Source organism: Micromonospora sp. NPDC003241 (assembly GCF_053589795.1).
In genome coordinates this window covers 51445-72762 of sequence record NZ_JBSFSO010000017.1, presented here as the reverse complement: position 1 = coordinate 72762, position 21318 = coordinate 51445, and the positions used below count along the sequence as shown (strand labels likewise).

The 21318-nt window shown below is 70.1% G+C and carries 23 protein-coding genes and 2 pseudogenes; 10 read left to right on the top strand and 15 right to left on the bottom strand.

Going from position 1 to position 21318, the window contains the following annotated elements:
* Nucleotides 1-9 precede the first annotated feature (9 nt).
* The 3 genes from ACWDVW_RS16195 to ACWDVW_RS16185 form a co-directional block, all read right to left on the bottom strand.
* Entirely contained in the window at nucleotides 10-1515 is a 1506-nt protein-coding gene (locus ACWDVW_RS16195) for a cellulose binding domain-containing protein (protein ID WP_449949145.1), read from the bottom strand.
* A gap of 56 nt (nucleotides 1516-1571) precedes the next feature.
* Entirely contained in the window at nucleotides 1572-1754 is a 183-nt protein-coding gene (locus ACWDVW_RS16190) for a hypothetical protein (RefSeq protein WP_449949142.1), read from the bottom strand.
* Nucleotides 1755-2162: 408 nt separating this feature from the next.
* Complete coding sequence (locus ACWDVW_RS16185) at nucleotides 2163-3131, bottom strand: zinc-dependent alcohol dehydrogenase family protein (RefSeq protein WP_449949139.1); 969 nt, start codon at nucleotides 3129-3131, stop codon at nucleotides 2163-2165.
* 72 nt (nucleotides 3132-3203) lie between these two features.
* Between ACWDVW_RS16185 and ACWDVW_RS16180 the strand changes: the two genes are divergently transcribed.
* The 3 genes and pseudogenes from ACWDVW_RS16180 to ACWDVW_RS16170 all read left to right on the top strand — a co-directional run bounded on the left by ACWDVW_RS16180 (nucleotide 3204) and on the right by ACWDVW_RS16170 (nucleotide 4095).
* A complete protein-coding gene (locus ACWDVW_RS16180) occupies nucleotides 3204-3704 on the top strand; it encodes a winged helix-turn-helix transcriptional regulator (protein ID WP_449949136.1) in 501 nt (166 codons plus the stop codon).
* A pseudogene (locus ACWDVW_RS16175) lies at nucleotides 3691-3938 on the top strand (hypothetical protein); the annotation flags it as partial. The gene ACWDVW_RS16180 and the pseudogene ACWDVW_RS16175, both read left to right, overlap by 14 nt.
* The gene (locus tag ACWDVW_RS16170; RefSeq protein WP_449949133.1) at nucleotides 3934-4095 is read left to right on the top strand and encodes a hypothetical protein; all 162 of its coding nucleotides are present in this window, start codon (nucleotides 3934-3936) and stop codon (nucleotides 4093-4095) included. The pseudogene ACWDVW_RS16175 and the gene ACWDVW_RS16170, both read left to right, overlap by 5 nt.
* 5 nt (nucleotides 4096-4100) lie before the next feature.
* On the opposite strand, the gene ACWDVW_RS16165 is transcribed toward ACWDVW_RS16170, so the two are convergent.
* Nucleotides 4101-4964 (bottom strand): LytTR family DNA-binding domain-containing protein, encoded by an 864-nt coding sequence (locus ACWDVW_RS16165; protein WP_449949130.1) that lies wholly within the window; start codon nucleotides 4962-4964, stop codon nucleotides 4101-4103.
* A gap of 195 nt (nucleotides 4965-5159) precedes the next feature.
* Here ACWDVW_RS16165 and ACWDVW_RS16160 point away from each other — a divergent pair, with 195 nt between their 5' ends.
* Nucleotides 5160-6314, top strand: coding sequence for an acyltransferase family protein (locus ACWDVW_RS16160; protein WP_449949127.1), 1155 nt, complete (start codon nucleotides 5160-5162; stop codon nucleotides 6312-6314).
* A 28-nt stretch (nucleotides 6315-6342) separates the two neighbouring features.
* On the opposite strand, the pseudogene ACWDVW_RS16155 reads toward ACWDVW_RS16160, so the two are convergent.
* Nucleotides 6343-6420, bottom strand: a pseudogene (locus ACWDVW_RS16155) (VOC family protein); the annotation flags it as partial.
* 33 nt (nucleotides 6421-6453) lie between these two features.
* On the bottom strand, nucleotides 6454-6873 hold the full coding sequence (locus ACWDVW_RS16150; RefSeq protein WP_449949124.1) for an ATP-binding protein: 420 nt from the start codon (nucleotides 6871-6873) through the stop codon (nucleotides 6454-6456).
* Between the two features lie 187 nt (nucleotides 6874-7060).
* Here ACWDVW_RS16150 and ACWDVW_RS16145 point away from each other — a divergent pair, with 187 nt between their 5' ends.
* Entirely contained in the window at nucleotides 7061-7414 is a 354-nt protein-coding gene (locus ACWDVW_RS16145) for an STAS domain-containing protein (protein ID WP_449949121.1), read from the top strand.
* Between the two features lie 14 nt (nucleotides 7415-7428).
* Here ACWDVW_RS16145 and ACWDVW_RS16140 read toward each other — a convergent pair whose 3' ends face one another.
* The 5 genes from ACWDVW_RS16140 to ACWDVW_RS16120 form a co-directional block, all read right to left on the bottom strand.
* On the bottom strand, nucleotides 7429-8685 hold the full coding sequence (locus ACWDVW_RS16140; protein ID WP_449949119.1) for a PP2C family protein-serine/threonine phosphatase: 1257 nt from the start codon (nucleotides 8683-8685) through the stop codon (nucleotides 7429-7431).
* Nucleotides 8686-8751: 66 nt separating this feature from the next.
* Complete coding sequence (locus tag ACWDVW_RS16135; protein WP_449949275.1) at nucleotides 8752-9720, bottom strand: NAD(P)-dependent alcohol dehydrogenase; 969 nt, start codon at nucleotides 9718-9720, stop codon at nucleotides 8752-8754.
* Nucleotides 9721-9734: 14 nt separating this feature from the next.
* A complete protein-coding gene (locus ACWDVW_RS16130) occupies nucleotides 9735-10001 on the bottom strand; it encodes a hypothetical protein (protein WP_449949116.1) in 267 nt (88 codons plus the stop codon).
* The gene (locus ACWDVW_RS16125; protein ID WP_449949113.1) at nucleotides 9998-10351 is read right to left on the bottom strand and encodes an ArsR/SmtB family transcription factor; all 354 of its coding nucleotides are present in this window, start codon (nucleotides 10349-10351) and stop codon (nucleotides 9998-10000) included. Before ACWDVW_RS16125 ends, ACWDVW_RS16130 begins: the two co-directional genes overlap by 4 nt.
* 461 nt (nucleotides 10352-10812) lie before the next feature.
* A complete protein-coding gene (locus ACWDVW_RS16120) occupies nucleotides 10813-11391 on the bottom strand; it encodes a hypothetical protein (protein WP_449949110.1) in 579 nt (192 codons plus the stop codon).
* Between the two features lie 85 nt (nucleotides 11392-11476).
* On the opposite strand from ACWDVW_RS16120, the gene ACWDVW_RS16115 reads away from it, so the two are divergent.
* A complete protein-coding gene (locus ACWDVW_RS16115) occupies nucleotides 11477-12100 on the top strand; it encodes a CGNR zinc finger domain-containing protein (RefSeq protein ID WP_449949107.1) in 624 nt (207 codons plus the stop codon).
* A gap of 39 nt (nucleotides 12101-12139) precedes the next feature.
* The gene (locus tag ACWDVW_RS16110; RefSeq protein ID WP_449949104.1) at nucleotides 12140-12817 is read left to right on the top strand and encodes a hypothetical protein; all 678 of its coding nucleotides are present in this window, start codon (nucleotides 12140-12142) and stop codon (nucleotides 12815-12817) included.
* Nucleotides 12818-12900: 83 nt separating this feature from the next.
* On the opposite strand, the gene ACWDVW_RS16105 is transcribed toward ACWDVW_RS16110, so the two are convergent.
* Complete coding sequence (locus ACWDVW_RS16105) at nucleotides 12901-13473, bottom strand: GNAT family N-acetyltransferase (RefSeq protein ID WP_449949101.1); 573 nt, start codon at nucleotides 13471-13473, stop codon at nucleotides 12901-12903.
* 45 nt (nucleotides 13474-13518) lie between these two features.
* Nucleotides 13519-14262, bottom strand: a complete 744-nt coding sequence (locus ACWDVW_RS16100; protein ID WP_449949098.1) for a DivIVA domain-containing protein — start codon at nucleotides 14260-14262, stop codon at nucleotides 13519-13521.
* A gap of 234 nt (nucleotides 14263-14496) precedes the next feature.
* Between ACWDVW_RS16100 and ACWDVW_RS16095 the strand changes: the two genes are divergently transcribed.
* From ACWDVW_RS16095 to ACWDVW_RS16085, 3 genes are all read left to right on the top strand, one after another.
* Nucleotides 14497-15078: a TetR/AcrR family transcriptional regulator gene (locus ACWDVW_RS16095; RefSeq protein ID WP_449949095.1), complete on the top strand. Its 582-nt coding sequence runs from the start codon at nucleotides 14497-14499 to the stop codon at nucleotides 15076-15078.
* 204 nt (nucleotides 15079-15282) lie between these two features.
* Complete coding sequence (locus tag ACWDVW_RS16090) at nucleotides 15283-16827, top strand: MFS transporter (RefSeq protein WP_449949092.1); 1545 nt, start codon at nucleotides 15283-15285, stop codon at nucleotides 16825-16827.
* Nucleotides 16828-17015: 188 nt separating this feature from the next.
* A complete protein-coding gene (locus ACWDVW_RS16085; RefSeq protein ID WP_449949089.1) occupies nucleotides 17016-18119 on the top strand; it encodes a glycoside hydrolase family 53 protein in 1104 nt (367 codons plus the stop codon).
* 88 nt (nucleotides 18120-18207) lie between these two features.
* Here ACWDVW_RS16085 and ACWDVW_RS16080 read toward each other — a convergent pair whose 3' ends face one another.
* Both ACWDVW_RS16080 and ACWDVW_RS16075 read right to left on the bottom strand, forming a co-directional pair.
* Nucleotides 18208-19737: a DUF3592 domain-containing protein gene (locus ACWDVW_RS16080; RefSeq protein WP_449949086.1), complete on the bottom strand. Its 1530-nt coding sequence runs from the start codon at nucleotides 19735-19737 to the stop codon at nucleotides 18208-18210.
* 105 nt (nucleotides 19738-19842) lie between these two features.
* Complete coding sequence (locus ACWDVW_RS16075) at nucleotides 19843-21243, bottom strand: S8 family serine peptidase (protein ID WP_449949083.1); 1401 nt, start codon at nucleotides 21241-21243, stop codon at nucleotides 19843-19845.
* Nucleotides 21244-21318: the final 75 nt, after the last annotated feature.

Below are 21318 nucleotides of genomic sequence, written 5' to 3'. Positions count from 1 at the left end.
TGAACAGGGTCAGTTGCAGGTGGTGCCGTTGAGCGTGAACGGCGCCGGGGTGGCGGGCGTGCCGTTCGCGGTGAAGCCGATGTTGACGGCGCCGCCGGTCGGGATGGCGGCGTTGTGGTTCTCGTTGGTGACGGTCACCGCCGCGCCGGTCTGCTGGAAGACGCCGTTCCAGTGGCCCTGGACGAGTTGCCCGCCCGGGAAGGACCAGCCCAGCGACCAGCCGTTGACGGCCGGGCCGTCGTTGTAGACGGTGACGCTGGCGGTGTAGCCGGTGGACCACGAATCGGTGACGACGAAGGAGACCCGGCAGGTGCTGACGATCGCCGTCGCCGGCAGGATGTTGCCGTAGTCGTCGCGGGCGGTGGCGAAGTCCTGGAACCCGAAGCCCGGGCCGGCCGACCGGGTGGTGGTGCCGGCAGCGAGCACGGTGCCGTTGGCGTTCACGGCATAGACCGGACCACCGCTGTCACCGCCGCGGGCGGCCTCGTCGCCGTCGAGCTGGGTGGCCTCGACGAGATCCTCGATGTCGTCGTAGTGGAAATCGACCCGCAGGTTGCAGACCGGGCCGCCGAGCTCACCCGCCGAGGTGTACCCGGACTGGCACAGCAGCTGGCCGGGGTACACCTCGGTCCACCCGACCACCTGGGCGCGTACCTCGTCGTGCTGGCCGCCGACATAGAGGTGGTCGCCCGGTGACGACGTCGAGATGATCATCGTGTCGTGGTCGTCGTTGCTGTCGACCGCGTAGCCGACCAGCGTCCCGGTGTTGGTGCTCGTGTTCCACCCGACGTGCCACGGCGAACCGATGGCGCCGCAGTGCTCGGCGGTGAGGACGTACCCGGCGTTGGTGTCCGCGTTGCGCACGCCGAAACCGGCGGTGCACCCGGGGGTGGTGAAACCGATGCCCGAGCCGCCGTCGAACGGCGCCGCGTCGTTGGCCCGTGACCGCTCGACCATGCGGTCACGCTCCACGAAGCTGGTCCGCACACCGGTGGCCGGCAACGTCGGCCGCGTGACGCCGGAAGCGTCGTCCACCGCGACCTCGATGCCGGCGCCGTCCGTACGCACCCGCACCGCGTGGACCGCGTCCGCCGGATCGGCCTCCACCGCCCGGGTGATCCTGGCCGCCGCCGTCCGCAGCTCGGCGCGGGAGTAGGCGGCGCGGGTCACCTCGACCGGCGCGATCCGGCGGGCGGACGTCACGGCGGCGACGATGTCGGTGGGCACCGCACCCTTCCACCACAGGGTGACGTGGTCGTCGACGAGCCCGATACCGGCGTAGCCGCGTGCCGGCGCGCGGTCCACCGCAGTGCGGATGACGTTGGCCGCGTCGACCAGCGGCGCCTGGGCGACCATCCGGTCCAGGGTCGGGGCCGGGATCAGGTCGAGGATGGACGCGGCGGCCTCCGGCTCGCCGGTCGGCGAGTACGCGGAGGCGGGACCGTTGATCGCCGTCGCACCGACCAGTGCCCCGACGACCACCGTACAGGTGATCGCTTTCCGAATGCGTGTCATGACAGTGAGTCAAGCGGCGTCCGATGGTCCGAGACAGGCAGGACGCCCGGCAGGAGTCAACCTGCCGGGCATGTGCCGGTCTCTGCGGCCGCGAAGCCGAGCACCTGTCGCCGGGTACCGCCGGCCGACTTCATCACCGCGAAGTCGGTGCGCCGCCCGTATCCCGCCATGGTCATGCTGTTGGCCAGTCTGGCGTCGGTCTTGTACTCCTGCGGCGCGAACTGCTCGGCGTTCTGCAACCGGGCTCACCGACGTCCGGATGCCGCCGGGCAACGCCAACGCCGCAGTCGAACAGGTCGCGGCTGGGGACGAGCTGTCCGCCAGTACAGCATCGCTCGATCCGGGATCGAGTGGTTATCGCGGCGCTTGGATACCACTCGATCCCGGATCGAGCATGATCTTGCCGCCGACCGCGCGCGGTCTCGGCTGTGGGGATCGCCTGGTACCTGGACGCCGAAACCTCCGGCATCGTTCACACACCGGCAGCCTCGCGGGCCGTCACCGACGGCGACTGTCGGTCGTCCTTGCACCGTGTGGCCGCCCCCGCCCGTTCGAACTTCTCGCGATCGGTCTACTGGTCCGGCAACTGCGGATCGAACAGCCAGTTCCCGGTATCGGTCTGAGAGCAGCGCCGGCGTGGTCGGTTTCTAGACCGTGACGACGATCTTCTTTCCACCGTGCAGCCCTTTCTCGAGGTGGCGGTGTGCCTCAACCACATCATCGAGGGTGAACATCCTGTCGATCGCGGGCCGCAGTGCGCCGAGGCGTACACCGGCGTTCAAGAAGGCCGCCATGCGCTTCACCACGACGGCGTCGAGGGTGTGCTCGAAGCTGCGGTAGCTGACGATCGTGAGTGGTGTGCCGGCCGGAAAGGGAGTGGGCCGAGGGTCCAGAAAGCCTGCGGCGATCAGCGTCCCGCCCGGACGGGCCGCCTTCACGAGATCCTGCTGGCCAGGACCCATGACGACGTCGAGGACGATGTCGGCACCGGTGGCGCCGGTGTGGTGGCGCACGGCGTCGGCGACGTCGTCACGGTCGGTGGCGATGACTGCGGCGGCACCGGCGGCGAGCAGGTCGTCCCGCTTGTCGGTGTGCCGCGTGACGGCGATGGGCACGGCGCCGATCTGATTGGCGATCTGCATCGCCGCCCGGCCGACGCCGCCGGACGCGGCAGTGATGAGGACGTGGTCGCCGGGCCGCATGCTCGCCTTCTCGACGAGCGCCCCATAGGCGGTGGAGAACGCGACCCAGATCGCCGCCGCCTCCGCAACGGCGAGCCCGGCCGGCCGGGCGACGACCCGGCTCGCGGGCACCGTGGTGTATTCGGCGTAGCTGCCCCGGACGCTCGCGTCCGGAACGGCCGTGAGGATGACCGGGTCGCCGATCTCCAACCCGGTGACCCCGGAGCCCAACGCGTCGACGACGCCGGTTCCCTCCACACCGAGGCGAGCGTGCGGCAGGGTGACGATTGCGGGAAGGGCGCCGGACCGCATCATCTGGTCCAACGGGTTGACGGCGAACGCTTCGATCCTGATCCGGACCTCGTCGGCTGTGGGCGGGACGCCCGGCTCCTCGACGACGTGCATGACATCCGGCCCGCCGAACTCGTCGAACACAACGATTCGTGGCATGGTGACTCCTCCGCATCCGGTGCTGGCCTTCGTGCTCACGGAAGACGCTACGGAGCCGTGAGTTACCTCCTGGTACCTTCGATTTCCATGCAGAACGCGGCTGGACCGTCCTTCCTCGCCGACTGCCCCACCCGCCTGGCGGTCGAGATCATCTCCGACAAATGGGCCGTGCTCGTGATCTTCGGGCTCAGCCATCAGCCCCGCCGACACGGTGAACTCGTGGACCTCATCGGCGGCGTCTCGCGGAAGGTCCTCACCCAGACCCTGCGCCGGCTTCAGCAGTACGGTCTGGTCGAACGCCATGCCGAAGCGCCACGGCGGGTCGAGTACGACCTCACCGACCTCGGCCGAACCCTCGTCGAACCCATCGAGGTCCTGACCGCCTGGGCGAGGGACTACGGCGGGGCCATCGCCGACTTCCAAGAGACGGCGCAAGAAACCGCGCCTGCTCGGCCCGCCGAGCGTGGTCTGCCTCCGCGACGTGCAGAGCCGCCGCCGCGTTCTCAGTCGCCGGTCCGAGCCTCGCTGACGCGGACGTTCGATCCTGTCGATCGGTAGGTGTTTCGGCGACGCTGGACAGGATGGGGGAGTGAGCGAGGAGCAGCGTCTTGCGGGTGGGAACACAGGTGGAGCGGTTCGGGTCGGCGACACCGTGCGTCGCGTCCCGGCGCGTGGACGCCGTCGGTGCATGCGCTGCTGCGGCACCCGGAACGGCGGGGCTTCGATCAGGCGCCCCGGGCGTTGGGCTTCGACGAGTACGGCCGGGAAGTGCTCTCGTACCTGCCCGGTGAGGTCGTCGGGATCACGCGACCGCGTCGGCGCCTCCGCCCGGGGCGTCCGGCACACTGCGGCAGCCGGTGACCCGGCCTACCAGCAGATGATCGAACACAGCGTCGACGTGGCGTTGGAGACAGCGGTGAAAGAGCTGGCCGACTTCCCGGACGCGTAGCCACGCTACTGCGGGGGTGCGTTGTCGGGCAGGGACAGCCGGTCGCGGTAACGCCGGGAACCCTTGACAGTCGTGCCGTCGGCAAGGTGGATCTCCACGTCGCCGCTGCGTGTCGGGCGCACCTCGGTGATCTGTTCCCGGTTGACCAGCCGTGAGCGGTGGACGCGGACCACGTCGACCTTGGCGCTGTGCAGTTGCTGTTCGAGATCGTTGAGCGTTGTCCGCGGCAGATAGGACTTCCCGGCGGCCATGACGTCGACGTAGTTGCCGCTGGCCTGTGCCCAGGAGAAGTCCCGTGCACGCAGGTGGATCGTGTGGCCCTGGGACTTCAGGGTGAGTCGGCCGCTCTCGCGTGCGTCGGCGCGTGCCGCCGCCGCCTCCTGCCGCCCGAGTTCGATCTGACGGGAGAGCGTCAGGAGCCCGGTGATGACGATGAAGAGAAACAGGTCCTTGCGGTACTCGTAGAGCAGATCGGTCAGCGGGTCGACGAAGAATGTGTACGCCTTGCCGGTTGCCAGGGGAATCAGGACCGTGCGTAAACCAACCATGATTCCGACATGGGCCAATGAGAACGGCACGCTCGCCGCGAGCAGCACTGCGCCGTGCCGCAGCGCCATTCCCGACACCAAGGGGACGCGGCGTTCCAGGGCGGCGACGGCGGGAACGAGCAGCAAGGCCCCGACCACGCTGGTCATTTCCAGCAACCACGGTTCAGCCCACCGGACATCACCGGTGGAGCGCCGAGCATCGGTGACGAGTGTCATCGCGTTGACCGCCGCCACCAACGGAAACGACACGACGCAGATCAGCGCGACGCGTACCCAGGTCCGACGCTCCAGCTCGTGGTCCTGTCCCCGGGGGGTGCTCACCGAGGGGCCCGCCACGGCGCGGCGTCGGGGAGGTCGTCGCGCTGCACCACTCGTCCCTGACCGGCGGTGCGAGTCCGCCACCGGTCCCGGCCGTCCGCCGCCCGTCCCCGCCGGGTTTCGACCCCTCGGTCGGCGTGCCTAGCGTGCGAGGTGCGACCCGAGGTAATGCGACCCCCGTTGGAAAGTTGCGATGCGATGACCCTCACCAGATCTCCCCGTCGTCATGACCTGGACTGGTTGCGCGTCCTGGCCTTCGCCACCCTCATCCTCTATCACGTGGGAATGTTCTATGTCACGTGGGATTGGCACGTGAAGAGCGACCACATGTCGCCGCATTTGGAACCGCTGATGTCCCTGGTCAATCCATGGCGGCTGGCGTTGCTGTTCTTCATCTCCGGGGTGGCGCTGCGATTCCTGCTCGACTCCCGAGGGCCGCGCGCGGTGGCCTCGGACCGGATCGACCGGCTGCTGCTTCCCCTGGGATTCGGCATGCTCGTGGTGGTCATGCCGCAGGCCTACGTCGAACTGCGCGCCAAGGGTGAGATCGAGTCGGGACTGCTCGGGTTCTTTCCCCGATACCTTTCGCCTTTCGAGTCCTTCTCCGTGGTCACCCCGACCTGGAACCATCTCTGGTTCCTCGCCTACGTGCTGGTCTACAGCCTGCTGCTGGCGGCCTGCCACACGCGGATGAGCCGGGTGCGCGCCAGGACGGGCCCGACGGCGGCGATGGTGCTCAGACGCACTCCGTGGCTGGTGCTGGTGGTGCCGGCGCTACCCGCCATGGTCTACGCGATCGTCCTCGATCCCGCCTTCCCGCCGACGCACATGATGATCAACGACTGGGCCACCCACGCGCACAGCCTCACCATGGTGCTGCTCGGGTGGTTCGCGGCCAAGAGTGCGACGTTCTGGTCGGCGATCCGGGCCTGTCTGGTGCCGGCGCTGCTGATCGCAGTCGCTCTGGGTACAGCGCTGTCACTGTCCACCGGTGTCGACACCGGCAGTTCGGGGGCACTGTTCGCGGTGACGCGGGCGGCCTACGCCTGGGCGGTCATCGCCTCGGTGCTGGGCCTGGCGCAGCGATTCCTGGCACGGCCGTCACGGGCGCTGACGTACGCCACCGAGGCGGTGTTGCCGTGGTACATCCTGCATCAGAGCATCACCGTCGTCCTGGGGTACGCGTTCCTCGACAGCACCGTGTCCCTGTGGATCGAGGCCACGGTGATCCTTCTCGGCACCCTGCTCGGTTGCGCAGTGCTGCACGAACTGCTGATCCGACGGGTCTCCTGGATCCGCCCGCTGTTCGGACTCAAGCGCAGGGACACTCCGGCCCGTGCCGTGACCCGGTAGCCCGTCGCTGCCGCGTGCGCGGAGGCCGTCACCCGAGCATGTCCCAGCGGTTGCCGGCGATGTCCAGGAAGACCGCGACGCGGCCGTAGGGCTCGGTGCGTGGCTCACGCCGGTCGACGACCAGCTCAGCCCTGGATCATCACCTGGCGGCGGCCGGCATCGTGCTCAGGTGTTTGGTGAGGCGGAGCAGAACTCGGCCGGGTTCCGCGTCGAGGAAGGCAGCGGTGTCGGCGAGGGCGCCGATCAGGGGCAGCCCACGGCCGCCGACGGTCAACGGATCCGGTAACTCGGCGGCCAGTTTCCCGGCGTGGGGAGTGTCGCCGCGATTGCCGACCTCGATCAGGCACTCGTGGCCGTCGATGAGAATCGTCACGTCGACGGTGCTGCCGCTGTCGGCGTGCAGCACCGCGTTGGCGCAGGCCTCGGACATCATGACCGTGAGGTGATCTCGAGGTTCCTCGCCGGCGTCGGTGAGGCTGAGCAGGGTGGTCAGCACGTGGCGGGCGCGGGTCACCGAGGAGGGTTGCCGTGGCAGCGACAGCGTCATGGTCACGTGCATTCCCGCAGCTCCCTCCCGGCCGTCGGCTGGCCGCGTCGGTGTGCGGTTGCCCGCACCGACTGTGATCCACCGTACCCGCGGTCGGTCTGCCGAAACGGCCGAGGTGCCGCCTCGACGGGTGGACGTCTCCGGTGGTTTCGCCGCCGGACACATAGTCTGGGTGCGGATCGCGCACGAGGAGGTTGTGGTGAGTCTGCAGGTGTCGGCCCGGTCGGGCCAGGGGTGCACGGTGGTGGAGGTGCAGGGTGACCTCGACATGGCGACCTCCCCGCAGCTGCGGGACACCCTGCAGAAGCTCGTCGATTCCGGCGACCGGCAGGTGGTGGTGGACATGGCCGGGGTGGGGTTCATGGACTCCAGCGCACTGGGCGCACTGGTGGTGACGTTCAAGTCGTTGCGCGCGGTCGACGGACGGCTCAGCCTGGCGGCGGTGCAGCCCGGAGTGCGCCGCGTGCTCAGCGTCACCTCGGTGGATCGGGTGATCGACATCTACGACGACGTACCGACCGCCGAAGCGACGTACCCGCGGTCGGCGGTGTGACGGGCCGACAGCGGTCAGTCGGACAACGCCGCGCTGGCACGCTCCGAGTCGGCGCCGGCGCTGGCGACCCGGCCGCGCTTGTGCCCGCCGTACCAGTCGAGGACCAGCAGGGTCGCGTCGTCGGCCAGGGTGGGTCCGGCTACCTGGAGCACGGCGTCGGCCAACGCCCGGACGGCCTCGCGCGGGTGCAGGTCACCGAGCGTCGGCAACACCGCCGGGAGGTTTAGGCCGGCGGCATTGCGCTCCAGCATGCCGTCGGTGACCACGACCAGTCGATCGCCGGGCTGCAGCGTGATCTCCTCGTGGTGGTACTCGGCGTCGGCGAACATGCCCAACGGCAGGTTGCCCGGCAGCCGCACCGGCTGCGTGATCCCGTCGCGTACCAGCAGCGGCGGGACGTGTCCCGCGTTGAGCAGCGCGCAGACTCCGGTGCGGAGGTCGAGGCGTCCCAGGACCGCGGTGACGTAGCTGCCGCGCACCACGGCGTGCTCGGCGACTGCGGCGTTCGCGACGTCGGCCTGCTCGACCAGACCGGCGGGGCGTCGGCGGGTGTTGCGCAGGCTGCCCACCCCCAGGGTGGCGGTCAGCGCGCTGGACACCCCGTGGCCCATCGCGTCGGTGACGCTGAAGTGCAGGACATCGCGGCCCAGGCTGTAGTCGAAGGTGTCGCCGCCGATGCTGGCAGCCGGTTCCAGCCAGCCGGACAGCGTGAACGCACTGGCTTCGCAGGTGAACGCACTCGGCAGCAGGCGACGCTGGATCTCTGCGGACAGCGTGAACGGGGTCGTACGCTGTCCCCACTCGAACAGATCGGTGTGTCGCCGGTTCGCGATGACCACGAATGCCAACGCGTGCGCCGTACGGGTGATCTCGCCCAGCGCCTGCGCGCCAGGCTCGGTGGGTAACGTCATCTCCAGCAGACCAATGGCCTCGCCACGGTCGGTCACCGGTGCCAACACCGTCCAGTCGTCGGCCTGCCTGGTCACCTGCACCGTCTGGGTCCGCAACGCCTGCTCTGCGGGACCCCCGTCGAACGGCTGCACGGTGGCGACCTCGTCGCCATGGCGGCGGTCGCCACCCGCGTCGCCGAACGGCACGTGAGCGAGCCGCACCAACGCCCGACCGCTGAGATCGGTGATCAAGAACGAGACCGTCGACGCACCGAGCGCCGCGCCGACCTCACGGGTGACCGCCTCGACCGCCTCCACCGGTGAGGCATTCTCCGCCGCGTCCAACAGACCGGCCAGTACACGTCCCTGACTGCTCTCCACCCCCGAATCTTACGGAACCACTCCGCCGACCAGCACCGCGCGGCGAGGGCGGTGCGGGGTGACGGCTCACAGGGTGATGACCACCTTGCCGCGTGCGTGCGCGTCGGCGAGGTACTGGAATGCCTCGGCGGTCCGTCCGAGTGGATACGTACGGTCGACGACCGGCGCGAGACTGCCCGCGTCGACGAGGTGCGTCAGCGCCAGCAGGTCGGCCCTCCGGCCGATCGACGAGAGGGGTCGTACCGGACGCCGCCGCAGGAAGGGCGCGGTCAGCATCGTGGTGAGGTTGCGTTCGAACCCGCCCAGCAGTGGGCCACCGTTCTCCACCCCGACCAGGACGAGCGTTCCGGTCGGGGTGAGGAGTCGGCGGAGCCGGTTCACCGGGTGGTCACCGATCAGGTCGACGATGACGTCGAAGCGCTGTCGACTCTGGGTGACGTCCTCGCGGGTGTAGTCGATGACGTGGTCGGCGCCGAGCGACCGGATCAGATCGACCTTGGTGGTGCTGCCCACGCCGGTCACCTCGGCTCCGTACGCCCTGGCGATCTGGACGGCGAAGGTGCCGACTCCGCCGGCGGCGCCGATGACGAGGACCCGCTGTCCGGGCCGGGGGCGGGTCCGGCCGTCGAGGGCCTGCAGGGCGGTCATGCCGGAGACCGGTACGGCGGCGGCCTGCGCGAACGTGAGCGTTGCCGGCTTCGGGACGAGGTTCTTCGCCGGGATCGAGGCGAACTCGGCGTACAGGCCGGTGCCCCAGCCGAGCACCTCGTCACCCGGTGCGAACTCGGTGACGGCGCTGCCGACGGCATGCACCTCACCGGCGCCCTCGGTGCCGGCGACCCGGTGTCTCGGCGCGCGGGGTCCGACGACGCGGACCGCGTACGGCCGTCCGGCGAGCAGGATCCGGTCGCCCCGGTGGATGCCGGCGGCCCGGACCCGTACCAGGACGTGGTCCTTGCCGGGTTCGGGCCGCGCGACGTCGCGCAGGGCCAGAGTGTCCGGGGTGCCGTAACGCTCCTGGGTGATGGCCTTCATGGTGGCCGCCGCGCTCATTCCACGGTCCGCAGGATCTGCTCGATGGAGGCGGTGCGGGTCCGCAGCTCGGAGACGTCGGCGGCCACCCGTTGCTGGGCGTCCAACGTGTTCTCGGCCAGTTTCTCGTACCGGCCCACGAGCTGCCGCAGCTCCTCGTCGCGCTGGGCGTCGATCCGGTTCTTGCGGAATTCGAGGACGGTGGCGGCGGTGCCGCCGAGGATCAGGAAGGCGAACAGCAGCAGACCGAGTACGAGGACCGTCGCGGGCCAGGTCTGTGTCATCGGGAGCGCTCCTTCGGTGCCGGACCCGTCGTGGGTTCGGGGCTGGTGAGGGTCTGTGCGGCGGCGACGAGCGTCGACGCGGTCAGGTGCAGGTCGAACTCGGTGACCTCGTAGTACTTCATGGCCTTGCCGTCGTCGGACAGCTCCAGGCTGCCGGTGATCAGGCCGGCGGCTTCCAGCCGTTGCAGGTGCATGTGCACCAGGGGTCGGCTCACGCCGATCTCGCGGGCCAGGTGGCTCACGTAGTCGCGGCCACCGGCGAGTTTCGCCATGATCCGCAGCCGGAGCGGATTGGCGAGTGCGGCCAGCATCTCGACCAGCTCGTCGCCGGTCGGCTGGGCCACTGTCATCATCCGCCTCCATGTGTAAGAGAAGCCTTACAGGTGAAAAGTTAGCACCACAGGTGTGGCGCGACAAGCCTGGTCCCGCGTCCGTTTGTGTCTCGTTGCGAGTTCGGAGTGCGACGCGCGACCCATGGATGGACGTCATCGCGCAGCGGGTCAGGGTCGGTTGGACGAAACAGTCCCGGGACGGGCCTCGGGTCAACCGCAGCGCCCTACCCGTGGCGTTTGCGCTCCCGCAGGAGCCCGCCGGTTTCACCCACGAGGTCACGATGGACGGGCGGGGCAGCTTCCAGCCTCACGTCACCCTGCATCGCACAGCTTGGACACGTGGAACATCGCCTTCGGCGCGGTGACTCCCGACACCTTCCTCGGCGAGCCGACCACCGTCGTGGACGAGCGCATGCATCTACGCTGACGACGCGCGTCCTGGGCCGCCGGTGTTCAGGTCGGCCTGCCCGCGTCGGGGCTCAGGTGGCCGGGTCGCCGAGGGCGACGCAGACGTCGTCCTGCCGGCCGACACCGAGCGCGAGGCGCCGGGTGCCGGCGGCGTCGATCGAGATGACGTGCAGGCCGTCGAGAATGTAGTAGCCACGCGGATAGAGGTCGCCCGGTCGGAACCCGAACCCCGCCGGACCGACGATCGTGTATCGCCGCCATCCGCCGTCCGGCCGGTACTCCAGCAACCCGGAGCCGCCCGCGTCCCGGCGTACGGACTGCCCGGTGTCGGTGTTGACGAAGTCCACGGTGAGCGGTCCCGCGAACTCCTCGCGCTGCACGGCGCCGTCGGGATGCCGGGCGAGCACCCGGACCCGGATGTCCTGGGAGACGACGCGGACGCTGAGCGGGAACGTGCAGTAACGGCCGGCGGGGCCGGTCCATTCCTGCTGGATGTAGGGACGCCAGGGCTCGGGATGGAGGCCCTGCCCGACCTGCCGGTCGGGTGCCGTCAGATGGTTTCCGGTGTCCCGAGCGACCACCGGGCCGGCGGGAGCGACCAGCAGGGCAGCGGCCGTGAGGGTGGCGAACACCGTTCTTGCCAGGGGCATGTCATCCACCTAACCAGTTCTAATGCATTAACCGGTGTTGATGAGACTACTGGTTAGTCGGGTGGAGTCAAGGCACACTGTCGAGATGCACTGGGTGAACGTCGAGGGCTATCCGATGCCCATCCCGATCGGCGGGCACCCCGCCCTCGAACTCTGCAACACCTGGGCCGGCTGGACCGCCCCACCAAGCCCGCAACGCGAGTGGCTGCGCGACTTCGACCGCCTCGCGGTATGGACCGGACACGTCCGACTCCTCACCCCGACCACCGTCGCCCGACTCCGGGAGCACGGCCGCCGGGACCCCGCCGCCGCCCACGAGGTCCTGGCGGCGACCCGACAGTTGCGGACCGCGCTGCACGACGTCCTGCTCGACCCGAGCGACGCCCGCGCCTTCCGGCACGTCGCCGAACAGGCACAACGCGCCGTCGCCGCCGCGACACTCGAGACGGACCACACCGGACTCGCCCGCTGGACACTGCCCGACGACCTCGGCCTGCCGCTCCCGCTGCTGGCCGGCGCCCGCGCCGCCGCCGACCTGCTCACCACCCCCGCCCGCACCGAGGTGCGCGCCTGCCCCGCCGACGACTGCGGATGGCTCTTCCTCGACCCTCGGGGCCGACGCCGTTGGTGCAGCATGGCTACCTGCGGCAACCGCGCCAAAGTGCGGGCCTACACCGCACGCCGACAACCGCACCGGCCACCGTCCTGACACGTCCGGCGGGTTGTACGATTCGGCTCGCGTTGAGGGATGGCGGTGGTGGTGGACGAATCCACGAGCGTGGCATTGACGATCGCATCGCAGGAGTACCAGCGTCGGGTGCAACAGGCACAGGCCGCATCAGCCCGGGTGGATCAGACGCCGACCATCCTCGGCACCGGTCTGACGCTGCTACTGTCCGCGCTGGTGGCGGTCTACGCGGCAACCTGGCCGGCCGACCGGAGCCGGTTCTGGCTTGCCGCAGCGGCCGTGTGCGCCATGTCGTCGGTGTTCACCGTGCTGGTCATCTATCGGGACTTCGTCGCCCGCAGCAGTCTGACGGAGGCGGAGAAGGCGCAGACCAGGCTGCGTCACTACTTCGTCAGCCAGGCACCCGAGGTCCAGCCCTATCTGTCGGACACCATCTATGACGACTGGCCGACGCCGTTCACCAACCCGCGAGGAAGCAAGACCTTCGCCGCCTGGCTCGTGCTGGTCGTGCTGGCGTCGATGTTCCTCGGTACGGCTACCGCCGCAGCGGTCCACGGTCTGTACCAGGCCAACGCCGTCGTCACGTTCACCGTCAGCATCGCTGCCGCGGCAGCGACCTGCGCCGGCCTGGCCGCTGTCCTGATGCGTCTGGCGCGACGTCAGGCCGGCCTTGATCGGCCGAGGTACCCGACACCCAGACCGATACACGACGACGATCAAGGAATCCGCTCGTCCTGACTCGACACCCACCGTGAGGAGCTCGCTGGCGAGGCGGACGGCAGCCGGCCGGAAGCGAGCGAGCAAACACCGAGGGCAGGTCGTCAGCGCAGGTCGAGCCGCATGAGCACGCGCGGGAAGCCGGCGAGTACCGAGGTGGTGTCGGCTGCCTTGACGAAGGCGGCGTGTTCGAAGACGGCGCGTGTGCCGACGTAGGCCATGGTGAGGTCGACCTTCTGACCGCGATTGTCGACGGGATAGCCCTCGACCGCCGGCGCGCCGCGTTCGCGGGCGAAATCGACGGCGCCGGCAAGCAGGTGGTGCACGATGCCCCGCTTACGGTGGCCCGGCCGGACCCGGAAGCACCACACGCTCCACACATCGAGATCGTCGACGTGGGGGATCCGTCTGGTGCCGGCGAAGCTGGTGTCGGCGCGCGGGTGTACCGCCGCCCACCCGACGGGCTCGTCGCCGTCGTAGGCGAGCACGCCGGGAGGGGGATCCATCCCGACGAGTTCACGAACGCGCTCGCCGCGCATCGGCCCACGCAGTTGCTGGTTCGCTTTCGCGCCGATGCGGTAGCTCAGGCACCAGCACACGTTCGCGTCCGGCCGCTTCGGGCCGACGAGGGCCGCGACATCCTCGAACACGGTCGCGGGACGTACCTCGATCTCCATGACGCCCACCCTGCCACCGCCCACCGACACTGCCGACCCTGCCGCTCAGCCGGAGCCGGTGCTGTCCTTGCCCAGCTCCGCCGACAGCCTCTTCAGGTAGGCGTCGACCTGCGTCATGTCGTACCCACGCAGGGCGATGGGGAGCTCCCCGCGCGCCGCCTCGACCTCCGCGCGAACGGCGCTGCGTCGAGTCGGCAGGTCGGTGGCGAGTGCCTCCTCGCCACGCCCGATCAGATCGTCCACCTGACGCTTCTCGTAGCCGCGCAACGCGATGTCGAAGCACGGCGAACCAAGACCTTCCTCGTCCTGCCGTGCATCGGTGAAGCGGTCACCGCCGAAGCGGGCCAGGGCGGCTGCCGTCTCGTCCGGTGACTGCCGCACGTCGGCCAGATCCAGCACGATCAGGCCCCGAAGGCCGGCTGCGGAACCGCGCCGGCCGGACGCCGTCCCGATGGTGCTGCCGGCGGCCGGCACCAGCATCAACGAGGGGAGTGGCGACGTACTGGCCCCCGCTCCCGGGGTCGGCTGGAAGAGGACGACCGCCTCGATCTCGCTCCACGGCACCAGCCGATCGAGACCGGCGACCCGCAGGTCCAGCCCGTCGGTGGTGATCCGGAACCGGAACGGCCTGAACGCGGCGGCGAGGCCCGTGCCGCCCACGAGCAGCGCGGCACCGGCGAGGATCCACGTGCCGACGCCGGGCGACGCCGTCCCCAGCAACAGGAACACGCCGAAGGCGAGAAGCAGTACGCCGAGCGCCGACGAACCTCGCTTCCGCGTCAACTCCATTGCGAGACCTCGATCCACGAGACGGCCGTGGAGAGCATCGCACGACCGCACCTCGCCAGTCACCAAGATCCCGTGCGGAAGTCCCGTCCTGTGCCGCCACCCTCCCGTCCGATACGGGAGTCCGCTGGTCGTGCGGCCGCGCAACGCGCACCGCTCGTGGGGGTGGTCGGTCCGCTTGCGTTGTACTGTCGACCAACTGGTCCGTAGTTGAGTCGATGACGGGTGGGTGTGCCGGTGACTGAGGGGCGGCAGACGCGGAACGCCGAGCGCACCCGGCGGGCGGTGCTCGACGCGGCCACTCCGATGCTCCTGGAGAGAGGCGACGCCATCACCCTGGCGCAGGTCGCCTCGGCCGCAGGCGTGTCGAAGAGCGGCCTGATCCACCACTTCGGCAGCCGGGAGCAGTTGGTGATCGCCGCGGTGGAGGACATGTACGAACGCTTCGGGGAGGCGGTCCTCGGCCACCTCGACCTGTCGGAGAACTACCCCGGCAAGATGCTCCGTGCCTACGTCCGCGCACTCTGCGCCGGGAGCGCCGACGCGGTGGCGGCGCGCGACGTCACGTCGGCGCCGATCTGGAACGGCCTGTACGCGATCCCCGGGGTCGCCGCCGTGGTGCGCGAGCGCGGTGTGTGGTGGAGCGAGCAGTTCGCCGCCGACGGGCTGAGTGCCGAGCGGATCCAGCTCGTGCGTCGAGCCGCTGAGGGTGTCGCGCTCGCGGTCCTGCACGGGGAAGAGGACGAAGCGAGCATCGCGACTGCGCGCCGGCTCCTGCTCGACCTCGCCACCGACGGCACCTTTCCCGCACCCATCTGACCTTTTGACTACTCCTTCGGGTCCGCTGCGCCGGCTGGCGCAGCGGACCTCTTTGCGTGCCGAGAGTGCTGGCGGACAGGTGACGTGTCGCACCTGACCGCACGATCGCCCGGTTCAACAAACCATCAGTGTTGTCTAACCGTCCATCTGGACGGTAACTTGAGTGGAGGTCACCGCCCTGCCGACTGCTGACGAGGAATCGTGATGATTGACGCCCCTCCCAAGGCCACCACCAGGACCTGGCTCGGCCTCGCCGTCCTCGTCCTGCCCCTGCTGCTGATCACGATCGACGGCACCGTCCTGATCCTGGGGCTGCCGGCGATCTCCGCCGACCTGAGCCCGACCGGCATCGAGCAGCTCTGGATGATCGACATCTACTCACTCGTCCTCGCCGGTCTGCTCGTGGCGATGAGCACCGTGGGTGACCGCTTCGGTCGACGACGCAACCTGCTCATCGGCGCGGTCGTCTTCGCGATCGCCTCCGTTGCCGGCGCGCTGGCCACAGCGCCGTGGATGCTGATCGGCGCCCGCGCTCTCCTGGGCGTGGGCGGTGCGATCATGATGCCCTCGACGCTGTCGCTGGTGCGCAACATGTTCCTCGACCGGCAGCAGCGCCGTTACGCGATGGCCGTGTGGGGCGCGATGGCGTCAGTCGGTGCGGCGGTCGGGCCGATCCTCGGTGGCTGGGTCATCGAGGCATTCAGTTGGCAGGCCGCGTTCCTGATGAACATCCCCGTGATGCTGCTCCTCGTGATCGTCGGTCCGCTCCTGCTGCCCGAGAGCCGCAACCCCGCGCTGCACAGGATCGACCTGCCCAGCGTCGGCCTGTCCCTGGTGGGCATGATCGGCGTGGTCTACGCCGTCAAGACCCTGGCCGGTGGCAAGGACACCGGTCTCGCGGTGGCGGCCCTCGTCGTCGGCCTGATCGCGGTCGTCCAGTTCGTGCGCAGGCAGCTCACCCTGCCGACGCCGCTCATGGAGGTCCGGCTGTTCGGGGTGCGGCACTTCCGGGGCGCCGTCATCGGAGATCTGCTGTCGATCTTCGCGATGGTCGGCGCGCTGGTCGCGCTCGTCCAGCACCTTCAACTCGTGCTCGGCCTCAATCCACTCCAGGCGTCCGTCTGGCTCATACCCCAGGCGGTCCTCGCCGGCACCGCCGGATTCGTCGCGGCAGCTCTGGTCAAGCGCATCCTTCCCGCGTACGTCATCGCGGCCGGACTCCTGATCGCCGCCGCCGGCTTCGGGCTGACCACGTTCCTGGCGCCGACATCGAGCCCCGCCCTGGTCGCCACCTCCCTCGCACTGGTCTCGCTCGGCGCGGGTGTCGGCCTGACCCTCAGCAACGACATCATCATGAGTTCCATCAAGCCCGAACGAGCCGGACAGGCCGCCGCGACCTCGGAGACCGCGTACGAGGTCGGCACGACGCTGGGCACGGCCGTGCTGGGTGGGATGCTCGTCGCCTGGTACACCCGGGCGTTCACCGCCGGCACCGAGGCGCTGCACCTGCCGGCGTCCCTGGCCGAACGGGCGTCCTCGACGATGGCCGAGGCCCTGCTGGTCGCCGGCGAGGTCGACGGCCGCACCGGAGCCGCCATCCTCGATGTCGCGACGACCGCGTTCACCGACGCGATCACCGTCACCGGCGCGATCGGCGCAGCCATCATGGTTCTCGCGGCGATCTGGGCCCTCGTCACGCTACGAGGTGCCGCCGCGAACGCGGACCTCGCCGAGGAGCACGAGCACTGACCCGCACGCCCGCCAGTGCATCGACATGCGTCGACACCTGGCGGGTTGGCTGCCACACTGGACCCACCTCTCACCACGGTCCGCCGGCGCGCCCACCACCACCTCACCTGGTTCCCGAGCCGTCCGGTAGTGCCGCCGGACGTGCCCGCTCCCGGGCGGGCATCGCATCCTCCACGTGAAGGAGCGCCATGAAACCGTCCCTCCGGGCCGTCCTGGCGGCGGTCGTCCTCGCGGCCCCGCTGGCCCTGACCGCCCCCGCGCAGGCAGCCACCACCCTCACCATGCGCGGTGCCGACGTCTCGTCGCTGCAACGCAGCCTCGACCTCGGCGCGCGCTACTACAACGCCTCCGGCGCCCAGGCCGACCCCTACGACATCCTCGCCGCGAAGGGCGTCAACTACCTGCGGCTGCGCGTCTGGAACAACCCGGCCAGCGGCTACAACAACAAGGCGAAGGTGCTCCAGCAGGCCAGGACGATCAAGGCGAAGGGCTTCAAGCTCCTTATCGACTTCCACTACTCGGACACCTGGGCCGACCCCGGCAAGCAGTATCCGCCCGCGGCCTGGGCCAACCACTCGCTCAGCCAGTTGCAGACCGACGTCTACACCTACACCCACGACGTGTGCAGCGCACTGAAGGCACAGGGCACCACCCCGGACGCGGTGCAGATCGGCAACGAGATCAACGTGGGCATGCTGTGGCCGACCGGGCGGGTCGTCAACAACAACTTCGCCCCGCTGGCGAGCCTGCTCAAGCAGGGTTACCACGCCACCAAGGCGTGCAACAGCGGCACCCAGGTGTGGATCCACACCGCCAACGCCGACAGCTTCGCCAACGCCCGCTGGTTCTACGACGGCATCCGGGCGCAGGGCGTCACCTGGGACGTCACCGCCCTGTCCTACTACTGCATGTGGCACGGTTCCCTGGCGAACCTGTACAACGTGATCGTCGACGTGAAGTCCCGCTACGGCAAGCCGGTGGTGCTCGCCGAGACCGCGTACCAGTTCACCACGGCCGACGCCGACCACCAGGGGAACGCGATCCCCGGCACCGTGCTGTGCGACAACATCCCGGCCACCTGGGCCGGGCAGGCACAACAGTTCACCTGGGTCCAGAACACCGTGCGCAACGCCGGCGGCGTGGGCGTCTTCTACTGGGAGCCGACCTGGTACGCGATCCGGGGCAACGGCTGGGACCCGGCGGACATCAACGGCACCGGCAACGGTTGGGACAACATGGCCGTCTTCGACTGGACCGGACGCGTCAACCCGCACGTGGTCTGGACCCCGTGACCCGCCCACCCGTGGTCGACCGCACCTGTCCACGTTGATCCGACGGCCGGGGAGGTGTCCGCGCCAATCGACAGCGACCGCAGGGCGGTCACCGGTGTCCGGTACCGCCTCGCGGTCGTACCGCGTAGAGACCGCGCCACGGCGCACCACCGCCCCACAGGGTAAACGCACCGACCAGCGTCAGGACGTACACACTGCTGGTCGGCCCGGTCAGGAACCAGGCGACTGCCGCCAGTCCGGCCAGTGCCGCCACGATCCCAAGGTGCCGTGACACCGGTTGAGGATGGCCGAAATCGCCCGGCATGACCGGGTCGAGCTGGTAGTTGCCGGGCGGTCGGCCCCGGGCGGTACTCGCCGGCCAGAGCCGCCCCACTCCCTCGACGTCGACCAGGTACATGCGCCGTAGGCCGGGGCATCGGCGCAGGTGAACCCGCATCGGTCGGCGTGTCTGCGACACCGGTACGTTGTCGGCTCCCCACTGGTAGCCGTCCAGCCAGCGCACCAGTCGACGGTCCCAGATGATGCGCTGATGCCAGACCCGCCCCCCGCTGTGCAGTTCGAGCCAGAAGGCGGTCGGTTCGGTGCCCCAGAGCAGGTGCGCGGCATGGACGCGTGCGATGCCCGGCGCAGGGCTTCGCACCGTGCCGAGGGCCCAGCGACCGAGCCGCCAGGCCCACGCACCGATCAACGCGAAGCCGGGCGCCAGGACCAGGCCGGCCAGGACGTTGCGGTCGCGGGAGCCGAGTGCGAAGAGTTCGGGCTGCACCGGTGTCACCTGTTCCGGATGCGACGGGTCGTACCGCAGCGGGACGCGACTGCCCACCGGCAGCCGCTCGGCATCCAGAGGTGTCAACCGCACCCACCGGTCGGTGCCGTCGCCGTCGCGGTAGGCCACCTCGATCCGGTCGTCCGCGCCGAGACGGTCGGCGGTGACCGTGCCCACCGCGACAGCGGTCATGACCGCGTCCAGATCACGGTTCCAGGCTGCCAACTGCCACAACACACCGCCGGTGGCCAGCGCGAGCAGGAGCCAACTCGTCACGACCCGCCAGATCGCGACGTTGGCCCGCCTCGGCCCGGCGGCCACCGTGGGTCCCACCGCCATAGCGTCGGTAGGTGCCGGCAGGAGGTCCCACTCCCGGACGAACTGCCGCAGCCGCGCCACCGCGTCGGGATCGGCTGGCGGCACCTCCTGGTGGGGCACAGCGGTCGCCCTGAGGCCCAGCACAAGGGCCCGACCTCCACCACCGAGGAGGAGACCCGCGATGAGTGCTTCCCAGAGCCAACCGGTCACGTCGCGCTGATGGGCGCGCCGTGCGGACGGGCCGGTGATCGCGGCCGGCACCGCATCTCCGTAGGCGGGGGGTTCCGCGAACAGGGAAGCGAGTGAGACCGCGTCGACCTGGATCGTGCCGTCGTCGGATACGAACGGTCCCGAGCACCGCCACCAGCGGCCCCCGTCGTCCTCCTGCTCTTGGCAGTCCTCCACCACGACGACGCCCGCGACACCGGCACGTTCGGCGCGAAGGGAGTCGACCGCCAGCCCGGCCAGGACGATCCCGGCGAGGACGGGCACGATCCCGTACCCGACCAGAGAGGCCCATTCACGCGCCGACAACTCTCGTATGCGATGCCACATGCCCGCTCCCGTACGCCGTCACGTGACCCCCGGAACGAGTCCGGCCTGGCCTGCCCCACTGTAGAGAGTCGACCGTCTCCGTGGTCAGATGCGCCGTCGCCCCTGTCGTACCCCGACCACCAGCAACCCGAGCACCCCGAGCAGGACCACCACCACGACGGCGAGGCCCGGACCCCGGTCGACGGTGAAGGTGCCGGTCCGCCCGCCTGCGGTCCCCGCCTGGGCGGCGGCACCGACGGCGGCGGCGGGGTCGATGACACCCCAGCCGTACCGGGGATCCGGCGCCCGTTCCTGGCCCAGTTCGGCACCGTCGACGACGCGGGCGACCACGGCGGCGGCGTCCAGGTCCGGGTGGGCGGAACGGACCAGCGCGACCAGGCCGGCCACGAACGGCACGGCGAAGTCGGTGCCGCTGGCCTCGACCTCCCCGGTGCCGCCCAGCCCGACGCTGGCCACCGCGACGCCGGGCGCGAGTACGTCCACGGCCCGTTTCGGGTACGGGTACGCCGGTTCGTCGTCCGTGCCGACCGCCCCGACGCGCAGCAGCCCGTCGTACGGGCCGTCGCCGAGCGCGGAGCCGGCTGGCGGGGCGGCGACCACGAGCACCACGTCGGCGTCGGCTGAGAAGCCGAGCAGGGCGGCCCGGTGCGCCTCGGTCAGAGTCACCTCGGCCGGCACCATCACCACGTCGGCACCGGCGTCGACGGCCAGCCCGACGGCGCGTACCACGTTGTCACCGGTCGCCCTCCCGTCGCGCAGCGGGATGCGGACCGGGAGGATCACGGCCCCGGGTGCCATCCCGGTGAAGTGACTTCCCGGGCGTGCCTGTGCTGCGACGATGCCGGCCAGGGCCGTGCCCCGCCCGAGGCAGTCGGTGTCGCCCCGGCCGTCGACGACGTCCACGTCCGCACCGGGGCGGACCCGCCCGGCGAGCGCCGGCACGGTGGCGTCGACCCCGGAGTCGACCACGGCCACGGTCACCCCGTTGCCGGTGCTCCGCTGCCAGGCGACGCTCGGCGCGAGCCGCAACTGCGCCCATGGCACCGCCATGTCGCTGGTGGTGGCCGCTGAACCGCAACCGTCGCCGGACGAACGGCCGTCGGCTCTCGGCGGCGGTGGCGTGGGCGGGGTCGGGACGCGGGTCGGCAGGAGTCCGTGCAGGACCCCGTCGCCGTACGCATCCCAGGGCAGGACGAGTAGCCACCCGACCCGGAGCACCGTCGGGTCGGTGAGCGTGCCACCGTCCGGCTGGATGCGTCCCTGGTTGAGTGCGACGATCGACAGGTAGCGGTCGCCGCTGCCCAGCAGCCGGGTCGAGATGTCCCACAGAGACTCCGCCGCGCCGCTGTCGGTGCCCCGCACGACGTAGTACTTGACGTGGGAACCGGCCGGATTCGGCACCGGTCCGGCCCGGGCCGGCGCTGGGGCGCCGAGAAACAGCAGAGCGGCGACCAACGGTGCGATGAACCGTCGTGGTGCTCCCAACGATCACACCTCCAGGTCACCAGCCGGCCCCGTCACGACTGCCCCGCCGTCTTGCAAGATACCCGGATCCGTCGT

Coding starts and splice junctions, on each gene's coding strand:
- ACWDVW_RS16160 (WP_449949127.1), top strand. CDS start 5,160: ATGACCCTCACCAGATCTCCCCGTCGTCATGACCTGGACTGGTTGCGC.
- ACWDVW_RS16195 (WP_449949145.1), bottom strand. CDS start 1,515: ATGACACGCATTCGGAAAGCGATCACCTGTACGGTGGTCGTCGGGGCA.
- ACWDVW_RS16135 (WP_449949275.1), bottom strand. CDS start 9,720: ATGAAGGCCATCACCCAGGAGCGTTACGGCACCCCGGACACTCTGGCC.
- ACWDVW_RS16100 (WP_449949098.1), bottom strand. CDS start 14,262: ATGGAGTTGACGCGGAAGCGAGGTTCGTCGGCGCTCGGCGTACTGCTT.
- ACWDVW_RS16120 (WP_449949110.1), bottom strand. CDS start 11,391: ATGCCCCTGGCAAGAACGGTGTTCGCCACCCTCACGGCCGCTGCCCTG.
- ACWDVW_RS16130 (WP_449949116.1), bottom strand. CDS start 10,001: ATGACACAGACCTGGCCCGCGACGGTCCTCGTACTCGGTCTGCTGCTG.
- ACWDVW_RS16125 (WP_449949113.1), bottom strand. CDS start 10,351: ATGACAGTGGCCCAGCCGACCGGCGACGAGCTGGTCGAGATGCTGGCC.
- ACWDVW_RS16090 (WP_449949092.1), top strand. CDS start 15,283: ATGATTGACGCCCCTCCCAAGGCCACCACCAGGACCTGGCTCGGCCTC.
- ACWDVW_RS16150 (WP_449949124.1), bottom strand. CDS start 6,873: ATGCACGTGACCATGACGCTGTCGCTGCCACGGCAACCCTCCTCGGTG.
- ACWDVW_RS16085 (WP_449949089.1), top strand. CDS start 17,016: ATGAAACCGTCCCTCCGGGCCGTCCTGGCGGCGGTCGTCCTCGCGGCC.
- ACWDVW_RS16115 (WP_449949107.1), top strand. CDS start 11,477: ATGCACTGGGTGAACGTCGAGGGCTATCCGATGCCCATCCCGATCGGC.
- ACWDVW_RS16105 (WP_449949101.1), bottom strand. CDS start 13,473: ATGGAGATCGAGGTACGTCCCGCGACCGTGTTCGAGGATGTCGCGGCC.
- ACWDVW_RS16110 (WP_449949104.1), top strand. CDS start 12,140: ATGGCGGTGGTGGTGGACGAATCCACGAGCGTGGCATTGACGATCGCA.